At 57.3% G+C, this 10,455-nt stretch carries 8 protein-coding genes; all 8 read right to left on the bottom strand.

From position 1 onward, the window contains the following. Positions 1 to 16: 16 nt before the first annotated feature. A complete protein-coding gene (locus tag KWG64_RS08175; RefSeq protein ID WP_255562122.1) occupies positions 17 to 1,717 on the bottom strand; it encodes a ShlB/FhaC/HecB family hemolysin secretion/activation protein in 1,701 nt (566 codons plus the stop codon). Between the two features lie 282 nt (positions 1,718 to 1,999). Further along, the gene (locus KWG64_RS08170) at positions 2,000 to 2,839 is read right to left on the bottom strand and encodes a MetQ/NlpA family ABC transporter substrate-binding protein (protein WP_218521560.1); all 840 of its coding nucleotides are present in this window, start codon (positions 2,837 to 2,839) and stop codon (positions 2,000 to 2,002) included. 223 nt (positions 2,840 to 3,062) lie between these two features. After that, positions 3,063 to 4,211 carry an FMN-dependent L-lactate dehydrogenase LldD gene (gene lldD / locus KWG64_RS08165; RefSeq protein WP_218521559.1) on the bottom strand — a complete coding sequence of 383 codons (1,149 nt, stop codon included), beginning with the start codon at positions 4,209 to 4,211 and terminating at the stop codon, positions 3,063 to 3,065. 109 nt (positions 4,212 to 4,320) lie between these two features. Next, entirely contained in the window at positions 4,321 to 5,088 is a 768-nt protein-coding gene (gene fecE, locus KWG64_RS08160) for a Fe(3+) dicitrate ABC transporter ATP-binding protein FecE (RefSeq protein ID WP_218521558.1), read from the bottom strand. Positions 5,089 to 5,090: 2 nt separating this feature from the next. Next, on the bottom strand, positions 5,091 to 6,053 hold the full coding sequence (fecD, locus tag KWG64_RS08155; protein WP_218521557.1) for a Fe(3+) dicitrate ABC transporter permease subunit FecD: 963 nt from the start codon (positions 6,051 to 6,053) through the stop codon (positions 5,091 to 5,093). Further along, positions 6,050 to 7,054 (bottom strand): iron-dicitrate ABC transporter permease FecC, encoded by a 1,005-nt coding sequence (gene fecC / locus KWG64_RS08150; RefSeq protein WP_218521556.1) that lies wholly within the window; start codon positions 7,052 to 7,054, stop codon positions 6,050 to 6,052. The genes fecD and fecC overlap by 4 nt, the downstream gene beginning before the upstream one ends. Beyond that, positions 7,051 to 7,956, bottom strand: coding sequence for a Fe(3+) dicitrate ABC transporter substrate-binding protein FecB (locus KWG64_RS08145; protein WP_218521555.1), 906 nt, complete (start codon positions 7,954 to 7,956; stop codon positions 7,051 to 7,053). The genes fecC and KWG64_RS08145 overlap by 4 nt, the downstream gene beginning before the upstream one ends. 68 nt (positions 7,957 to 8,024) lie before the next feature. Beyond that, positions 8,025 to 10,385 (bottom strand): TonB-dependent Fe(3+) dicitrate receptor FecA, encoded by a 2,361-nt coding sequence (gene fecA, locus KWG64_RS08140; RefSeq protein ID WP_218521554.1) that lies wholly within the window; start codon positions 10,383 to 10,385, stop codon positions 8,025 to 8,027. Positions 10,386 to 10,455 lie beyond the last annotated feature (70 nt).

Here is a 10,455-nt window from a genome sequence, read left to right as displayed (position 1 = left end):
GAATTCCTTCTCATCTTTACAGTGCAAAGCCGATACGGTAGTAGACCGTGACGCGGTCCGGCGACAATGAATCCGGATAGCTCAGCGGCCAGCCAACGGTAAACTGGCTGGAGAAATGTGCATTAGTGCTGGCAAGTCCGACCGCTGCGCCCCATAAGGTGCCGGCAGCGTCCGAATCGTGATTGCTGTGTTGCAGGTATCCACCGTCGAGCGCAGTGATACTGCTGATTTGCCCCAGCCCCGGTAACGTGAACAGCTGAGCGTCGAGTTCATTTCGCCAGTAGCCGCCGTTATCGCCGGAGAGATACTGTTCTTTGAAACCGCGAACCGAGCTTTCGCCGCCAATCGTCAGACGTTCGCTGCCATAGAGACGGTCGTCGCCCCACTGCCCGTAGGCGCTGGTCAGCCAGGTGATACGTTGCGTCACCGGGCGGTAGTAACTGGAAGAGAGCGTCCATTTTGAAAATTCAGCACGCGGCGCATCAGGCGATTTTGCCTCGTCACTTTCTCCCCCAAACCACGGCACACCGCGGCTGAAGGCAGGGTTAAGCGTCGCGTATCCGCCCCAGAGTTTCTGGCTGTGATTGATGCCGGCGGTCCAGCTGGTCAGGCTGCGCGTGCTGCTTTCAAGCGGCGCATCGTTGAGGTAATTACGGTTCAGGCGGTGGGTAAGTCCTAAGCTTGCGGCGGTTTTCATGTTGCCATTTCGGAACAGGACACGTGAGAGCGTAAACCGGTGTGACTGGCTGTCGCCGCTAGATCGCCAGAGATAACCCTGTGATTCAATCGTGCTGAGATAATCGCTGTAGCTGTAGTTGTAATCGAATAACCAGTATCCGTAAGGCAGATTCACACCGGCCTGCACGCTCTTGGCGTCATGATCACTCGCCCCGTCCGAGCTGCGGGCGGTGCTGACAAACCACTGGTCAGCCAGACCGAGCAGATTATTGCCGGTCACCGAGCCGTTAAGCTGCCCGGTACCGGTACTTTTTTGCCCTGAGTTATCAAAACCGATGCTGGCCTGAAGCGGAAACTCCGGCGTCGACGTCAGGTTGACGATGGAATAACCCGGCTGGCTGCCCGGCTGGATTTCAATCTGCACCGGCGTTTTGCGCAGCCGGTTTATCTGCTCCATCCCCTGCTCGATATCGCGCAGATTAAGAATTTTTCCGGTAAGACCCGGAAACGCCATCGCCAGCATCGCACCGTGCTGATTCTCCATTTTGATAGCTTCGAGTTTCCCCTCCATCACCGTCAGGCTGAGTGTGCCTGACGACAAATCTTGTTCGGTAAGAAACGCACGGCTGGTAATAAAACCTTGCCCGATGTACCAGTCAGAAACCTGTTTCACCAGCGCATTAATCTGGCCGATACCGAGGCATTTTTGCAGATAAGGTTGAATCAGTTTTTGCTGCGCCCGGGCGGGCAGATGGTCTGCGCCGGGAAGCGTGATGGAATGGATTTCAAAACAGGGGCCGCCGGGCTGCGGTGATACTGGCGGCGCGGGCGTGACTGGCGTGCTGCGCTCCAGTTCCTGACGCTGCTGCTGGTTCTGCTGAAGAAGTTGCCGTTGCTGCTGTTCGATACTGTCGCGGTCGGCGGGGCTGAGTGATGCCGCGTTTGTCGCAAAAGGAATCAGTAACGCCAGCGCCGTTAAAAGGCTGACATTCCGGCGTCCGAAATGTCGTAAAAGAGTAACAAGACTTATGATTTCCATATCCGGGCAAGTTTCCTGAACATCACAGCTTCCCTGCCCGCCTCAAAAATCCGGCGTCAGAAAAGACTATGGCTTTGAATTATGATCAAACATTCAGCTCCTATCGGCATGCATGGCGTTTTTCTTTACGGTTTTTTTGGGCGAAAATGTTTCAGGATGTATATTCAGAATTAACAGGGAAATATTAATAAATATGGTGAATAAGGTTATTAGAAGAGAATAACAAACAGACTGATTCAGAATCCAGCCTCAGGATCTGTACTGAGGCTGGATCTGTGTTTACTAACTTTTCGCAGCCGCCACCGGTAACACCGATCCTTTAAACTTCTCTTTAATAAACTCTGCGACCTGCGGCGATTCGAGATCTTTCGCCAGTTGCTTAATCCGCGGGTCGTTTTTAAGTTTTTCGGTCGTCACCAGAATATTCGCGTAAGGATTTCCCTTCGCTTTCTCCAGCCCGAGCGCGTCTTTTGCCGGGCTCAGCCCCGCTTCCAGCGCGAAGTTGCCGTTAATGACCGCCAGATCGACATCCGGTAAAGAACGCGGAATTTGCGGGGATTCGACTTCCAGAATTTTCAAGTTTTTCGGGTTGGTGGCGATATCACGCGGCGTGGCCTGATTTTTCGCCGGATCGGTGAAGCCCGGTTTCAGCGTAATCAGCCCCTGACTTTGCAGTAAATACAGCGCGCGGCTGAGATTGGTCTCGTTATTTGGTACGGCGACGGTGCCATTTTGGGGTACTTCCGCATAGCTTTTGTGACGGCTGGAATATACGCCGAGCGGCTCGATATGCACCGTCGCGGCGACTTCAAATTTCTCTTTCAGCGCCTTTTCCTGCGACAGCAAATACGGTACGTGCTGGAAATAGTTGGCATCCACGTCACCGTGCGCCAGCAATTCATTCGGATTCACCCCGCTCGGAATTTCGATCACTTTGAGATTCAGACTCGGGTCGATTTTCTGCACGTACGCCAGAATTTCCGCATGAGGGACCGGATCCGCCTGCACGCGCAACGGCTCTGCCGCCCAGGCGGACAAGGAGGAAAGCAATGCTGCAACAGCCGTAAGACGACCGGCAATAGAAAACGATTTAGAAACCGGCAAAGCAATATTTTTCAGCATAGACATTCCCTAAAATTAACTTTTTTAATTGAGGTGATGGTTTTAATTGAGGTGATAGTGCCCTGCGGATTAACCCGGACAAATCTATGCTGACATATTTACAGGCCGTTACTTATACGCATTTCTCCCATGGATATCTGGAAAATTGAGATATTCAAAAAGCAGACAAATAATAAAGACAGCGACACCTCGCAAACATTATCGCTGCCTTTCCGGCATCAAATCACCGCACGCTTCGCCCGTAGACCAGCGATTCGGCGCTGATTTCTGAAATAGATTTCGCGCCGGTCAGCGTCATGGCGACGCGCATTTCTTTTTCGATCAGAGTCAGCAGGTTGATGACGCCCGCCTCGCCTGCCGCGGCCAGTGCGTAGACGAAGGCGCGGCCGAGCAGTACGCTGTCGGCGCCGAGCGCGATCATGCGGACCACGTCCAGACCAGTGCGGATACCGGAATCGGCAAGTATGGTGATGTTGCCTTTTACGGCGTCGGCGATTGCGGGCAGCGCGTGCGCAGTGGAAAGCACGCCGTCGAGCTGGCGGCCGCCGTGGTTCGATACCACGATGCCGTCTGCGCCAAACCGCACGGCGTCTTTGGCGTCTTCCGGGTCAAGAATGCCTTTGATGATCATCGGGCCTTTCCAGAATTCACGGATCCACTCCAGATCTTTCCACGATATCGACGGGTCAAAATTGGTGCCCAGCCAGCCGATGTAATCTTCCAGCCCGGTCGGTTTGCCGAGATAGGCAGAAACGTTGCCGAGGTCATGCGGTTTGCCGTTTACGCCGACGTCCCACGCCCATTGCGGATGCAAAACGGCCTGCAACATGCGGCGCGTGGCGGCGTTCGGGCCGCTCATGCCGGAATGGGCGTCGCGATATCGTGCGCCGGGCACCGGCATATCGACGGTAAAGACCAGCGTTTTCACGCCTGCCGCCTGCGCGCGCTCCAGCGCATTGCGCATAAATCCGCGGTCTTTTAAGACGTAAAGCTGGAACCACATCGGACGGTCGATGGCCGGTGCGACTTCTTCAATCGGACAAACGGAAACGGTGGAAAGCGTGAACGGAATGCCTTTTTTGGCTGCCGCGCGCGCCGCCTGAACTTCACCGCGACGGGCGTACATACCGGTCAGGCCGACGGGTGCCAGCACTACCGGCATCGCCAGTTTTTCGCCAAACAGCTGCGTCTCAAGGCTGAGATCGGACATGTTTTTCAGGATGCGCTGGCGCAGGGCGATATCGGCCAGATCAGAAGTGTTGCGGCGCAGGGTGTGTTCGTTGTACGCGCCGCCGTCGATGTAGTGAAACAGAAATGGCGGCAATTTACTTTTTGCCGCCGCGCGGTAGTCCGTTGATGCAGAAATAATCATCTGGTTTTCTCGTTATCGTTGTCTTGCGCTCTCTGGCGCGTAGGGGTGCAAAAAGTGTAGTTCAAAACAGACAAGTCGATAGAAAACAATGACAACGAAAAATGAAAAACTATTTCACAATGCACATCGGCATGCCGGAAACCGGCTCGGGGTAGATTTGCGCATCAATATCAAAGACCTGTGCCAGCAGCGCAGGCGTCATTACGGCTTCCGGCGTGCCTTGTGCAACGATTTTTCCGGCCGCCATCATCACCAGATAATCGCAATAACGGCTGGCCTGATTGAGGTCATGCAGCACAGCGACCACGGTTTTGCCCTGCTGATTCTGGCGGCGCAGTAAATTCATCAGCTCAACCTGATGGCTGATATCGAGATACGTTGTCGGCTCGTCGAGCAGAACCAGCGGCGTATCCTGCGCCAGCACCATCGCCAGAAACACGCGCTGACGTTGTCCGCCGGAAAGCTCGCTGACTAATTTTTCGGCCAGATCACCAATATTCGTTTCCTGCATCGCGCGCGCGACCCTCGCGTGATCCTGCTCCCCCAGCCTGCCCCATAAATTCAGCCACGGGCTCCGGCCATAGCCGACCAGTTCCCGCACGCGGATCCCTTCCGGCGCGACGTGCTGCTGCGGCAACAGCGCCAGTTTGCGGGCAAGCGCGCGGCCATGCAGCCGGAAAATATCGTCTCCTTCCAGCCGCAACGTGCCGGACTCCGGCGTCAGCAGGCGGGAAAAACATTTCAGCAGCGTCGATTTTCCGCAGCCATTCGGGCCGATCAGCGCGGTGATTTTTCCGGCCGGAAGGGTCACCGACAGTCCGTTCAGAATGGATTTATTGCCGTATCCGGCGTACAGATTTTCTGCACTCAGTTGCATAGTCAGCGGGTTCTCATCAGAAGCCAGAAGAAATACGGTGCGCCAATCACCGCCGTTAAAACGCCCGCAGGCAGCTCCAGCGGCGGATGCAGGGTGCGCGCCAGCACGTCGGCCAGCAGTAAAATCAGCGCCCCGACCAGCACTGACGCGGGGATCAAAACGCGGTGCCTTCCGCCGACCAGTTTGCGGGTCAGATGCGGTGCGACCAGCCCGATAAACCCGACCGGCCCGCAGGCGGCAACGCTGATGGCAGCCAGCGCGACGGCCAGCAATAACACCAGACGCTGTACGCGGGAAACGCGGATCCCCAGCGTCGAGGCACTTTCATCGCCGAGCGCCAGAACGTCCAGATCGCGGCAGAACCACAGGCTGAGCGGCAGCAATATCAGCAACCACGGCGCGACGATTTCGACGAAATTCCAGCCGCGCCCCCACAGACTTCCGGTCAGCCACAGCAATGCGCTGTTGATTTCCATCGGGCGCGAGAGCATCAGGTAATCCGTCAGGCTGGCGTAAAAAGCGGTCAGCGCGACGCCGGTCAGCGCCAGCTTCAAAGGCGCGGAACGGCCGGACATCAGGCGCAGCAATACAAACGCGGCGATCCCACCCAGAAAAGCCAGCGGCGGCAGCCACAGCACGGAAAGCGCGGGGAACAGCATCAGTGCGCCGACCGACATCAGCCCGGCGGCATGGTTTACGCCCAGTATGTCCGGCGACGCCAGCGGATTGCGGATAATGCCCTGCACCAGTACGCCGGAAAGCGCCAGCGCCGCGCCGACCAGCACCGCCAGCAGCGCGCGCGGCAGGCGATATTCGATCATCGGAAAATGGTTTTCATCGGAAGGTGCGAACGCCAGACGCATTTGTTCAAACGTCAGCGTGTGCGTGCCGTAACGCAGCGAAATCACGAAGGTCAGCAGCAACAGGCTGGTCAGAACGGTGAATACCGTGAACTGCCGGGTCATGTGCGCGTCCTCACCAGCCAGACAAAGAACGGCGCGCCAATCAGCGCCAGCACCACGCCTGCCGGTAATTCACCCGGCCACGCCAGAAAACGCGCCAGCAGATCCGCCAGCAGCATCAGCGTTGCGCCAAAAATCATGCTCACCGGCAACATGCGGCGTAAATCATAACCCATCCAGTAGCGGGAAATGTGCGGGACCAGCAGCCCGATAAACGCCAGAGGCCCGGCGACGCTGACGCAGGCACCAACCAGCAATAACACCATAAGATTGATAATCAGCCGCAGGCGCGGCAGGTTTACGCCGAGGGTCTGCGCGCTTTCATCACTCACCTGTAACAGGTTCAGGCGGCTGGCAAGCAGCAAAACCCAGGGCGCGATAATGAGGGTGAAAGGGAACAGGTGCCAGAACTCCGGCCAGCGGGCGTGCGCGACGCCTCCGGCCAGCCAGTTGAGAATGCCGTATGCGTGATCTTCTGAGAGGATCAGCGTCGCTTTTGCCAGCGCAGCGCACAGCGCCGACACGGCCACTCCGGCGAGGATCAACCGGCTGCGGTCACCCGCCTGTTGCCATCCGCCGCCAGTCAGCATCACCATGCTCCAGCTGATACCGCCGCCAGCGGCTGCCACCAGCGCAATGCTGAACCCGGAAAACAGCTGCGGGCTGAGTGCGCTGACCACCACCATCGCCAGCGATGCACCGGCGTTAATGCCAAACAGCGAGGGAGACGCCAGCGGATTGCGGGTCAAGGTTTGCAGCAGGCTGCCCGCCAGCGCCAGGCTGGCACCGAGCAACATCGCCACCAGGCTGCGCGGTAACCGCAGGTTGAGCACCAGCGCCTGCGCCAGTGATGCGGGCGGGCCGGGAAGCAGCGCACGCAGAGATTCCAGCGCACCAATCGGCACCGCAGAACGGCAAAAAAGCGTTAGCCAGAAGGTGACGCTCAATATGAGCAGAGGCAGCGTCCAGCGCCACCCCGTCGCGATCGCTTTCACCACTTTCATGGTGCGGTGGCAGGCGCCTGATGATGCAGAATCTGCACCACGTCATGGCTGATATGCTCAGCGGCAAACACCCCGCGCATTCTCGCCCAGACGTTAGCATCGACTGCCGCAATCTGATTTTTTTGCGCGGCTTTCATCATTTGCCAGAGCGGATCCTTCTGCCACGCACGCACAATACTTTCCTGACGGTAGTGCGCGACAATCAGCCAGTCCGGGTTGATCGCCAGCAACTGCTCGAAACTGATGTTGGCCAGCGCCTGCTGATTCACCGGTTCCGGCACAATCAGCCCGAGCGAGGTCAGCACGCTGCCGGTGTAGGAATCGCGCGTATGCAGGTTAAATTGCTGTTCGCGCGAGGTGCCGAACACCACCTGCGTGCCTTTCGGCAACTGGCTGGCAAACGCCTGCATCCGCTGATGATGTTCTGCCAGACGCTGCTGCATCAGCGCGTCTTTCCCCAACACTTTGCCGATGATCGCCGCCGATTCCAGATTCTCACTGTAGGTTTCGTTGCGGGATTTCAGCATCAGCGTCGGCGCGATCCCTTTCAGCGCGGCGTAAATGCCGCCATGACGGCTGCTGTCGGCAATAATCAGATCCGGTTTCAGCGCGGCAATCGCCTCGAGGCTCGGCTGCGAGCGCGTGCCGACGGATTTCCACGCACTGATACGCTGACGCACCTCCGGCAAAATACGTTCCGCATCGTTATCATCAGCCACGCCCACAGGGCTGACATCCACCACGGCCAGCGCATCCACAAAAGACAGCTCCAGAACAACGACGCGTTCAGGCGCCGTATCGAGCGTAAAAGTGCCCTGCTGATCAGTCACCGTCACGGCCTGCGCGGTGCCCAGCGAAAAACATAAACCGATAAAAAGCGCAAAGCGGGAGAAGAAAGACATAAAACCTCTGTGCGGGTGAAAAGGGAAAAACCGGGCGTCGTCACGCTAAGCCCGGCGTTTTTAAACCATCAGAATTTCAGGGAGCCCTGCATATACAACGTGCGTGGCTGTCCGGCATAAATCCCTTTGTTGTTATCGTCATACGCACGTGTGAAGTATTCGTGGTCGAAGATATTCTTCACGCCGAAGGCCAGATTCAGGTTCGCCATCTCCGCGCCAAACTGATAACCGGCGCGGGCGCCCCACAGCATAAAGCCGGGAATGCGGCCGGTGCTGCCGTCAGCACTTTCTTCGACGGTGTTGGCGTTATCCGCAAACTGTCCGGACTGGTATTCGCTGTTCACGTTGAAGAACCAGTTGCCCGGCGTGTAATCCAGCCCCAGCGTGCCTTTATTTTTCGGTGAAAACGGCACCTGATTGCCCTGCGTATCGCCGGATTCACGAATGACGGCGTTCACATACGCATAACTGGCGTAAGCGGAAAAGTTTTCGAGTTTTGGCGACAAGTCAGCGAGGTCGTAACGAATCTGGCTTTCCAGACCGGTATGACGGGTTTTTCCGCGCGCGGTGACGCTGTCCGTGGTCTGGTTGGAGTCGTACTGATTGTTGAAGTTGATCAGAAACAGCCCGACTTCCGCTTTCACAACGCTGTTATCAAAGCGCGTTCCCAGCTCCCAGGTGCGGGCTTTTTCCGGTTCGATGCTGCCGCTGTCCACCGCTTTACCAATCTGGCTGTACTGCACCGTGCCGAAAGAACCTTCGGTATTGGCATAAATATTCCACGCCTCGTTCATGTGATAAACGACGTTCAGCGCAGGCAGCGGCGCGTTGTAGCTGATTTCCTGCTTAGTGCCTTTGATGTAGTTGTTCTGATACGACTGAATGTGCTCGTAGCGCATGCCCGGCGTGATGGTCCAGTCGCCGACGTCAATGCGGTCATCAACATAAAACGCATTCGCCTGCGTGCCGGATTGCGTATCGCGGTCATACGGGCTGTCGCCGGTCGGCAGAACGCCGGATTTGGCCGGGCTGTAATAGCGCAATTCGTGAGTGGATTCGCTGACATAACGGTAACCGACGCCCACTTCATGCGCGGTCTGGCCGAGGTTGAAGCTTTGGCTGTAGCGCGGTTCAACGCCGCGCACCCAATACTGGCGCGGGGAAAGCGTCAGGTTTTTACCCTGATCGAGATAACCGCTGCGCAGCGTGTAGGTGTAAAACGTCTGCACGTTGAATTTATGCTGCTGGTCGGGCTGATACTGATAGCCAAAACTCGCCAGCTGGCGGCGGCCCCAGAATTCATCATAAGGGCGCGTGGACTGAAAACGGTCGGCGTTGTACGCGGCGCGGGATAAGCCGCCCGGCATTTCCGCGCGGCCTTCATAATATTGCAGCAGGCTGTTGAACGTGTGGACGTCGTTCGGCGCGTAACGGGTTTTGAGCATCACATCGTCAATTTTGGTGGCGCTGTGTTCGCGCCAGTCGCTGCCGCGCGTGCCGGAGTAAAGCAGCGCACCGCCAAGACCGTTATCCGCCGTGCCGCCGACCATCAGATTGCCGGTGCCTTTCGGATCATCCTGGCTGGACGTCGGGCTGAGCAGCCCTTCCATGCCGGCTTCGATACCGAAATCTTTCGGGATGGCGCGGGTGACAAAGTTCACCACGCCGCCGACGCTTTGCGGTCCGTAACGCACCGCACCGCCGCCACGCACCACGTCCACCGCATCCATGTTGCCAAGTGAAACCGGCGCGAGGGAAAGTTGCGGCTGGCCGTAAGGCGCAAACGGCACCGGAATGCCGTCCATCAGCACGGTTGAACGGCTGGCGAGACGTGGGTTCAGGCCACGGATGCCGAAGTTCATCGCCATATCATGGCTGCCGGTGCCGTTGTTTTCCGGCGCATTGACGCCCGGAATGCGGTTCATCACTTCACGAACGGTTGTCGCGCCGGTCTTCACAAAATCTTCACGGCGGATCACATCACGCGCCCCGCCGTGCTCAAAAACGTCGTTTTCACGCGCGTCCGCCAGCCAGTCTCCGACCACCGTCAGGGATTCCGGTGCCTGCACCGGTGCAGGCATAACCGCCAGCGTGAACGCATTATTGCCCAGCGGTCTGGCTTCCAGCCCGCTGTTTGCCAGCAACGCCGTCAGACCATCGGTGACAGTGTAACTCCCCTGCAAGCCGCTGCTGTGTTTTCCACGCGTCAGCGAGGCATCCACAGAAAGCGTAATCCCGGCTTTGGCCGCGAACTGATTCAGCGCGGTATCCAGATCCCCGACCGCAATCTGATAAGACGCAGGCTGCACCGCGGCGGCTACCGGCAGCGAAGTGAGCAGTGCGGCAGGAATAATGGCGCAGTGAATGGCAATCGCCAGTGGTGTTGTTTTGCGAAAAGAACGAATAACGCGTGAGCGTGAAATGGACATACCTTCTCCGATTTTATGTTTTTTGCTGTGTGATTTTTCAGGCAGTTTTTTAGGTGCTACTCAGGAGTCG

The sequence above is a fragment of the Rahnella sp. PD12R genome (genome assembly GCF_019200965.1).
Classification (GTDB): Bacteria; Pseudomonadota; Gammaproteobacteria; order Enterobacterales; family Enterobacteriaceae; genus Rahnella; species Rahnella laticis.
Note: the sequence above shows the minus strand (reverse complement) of the source record. Positions and strands in the feature narration are given on the sequence as shown.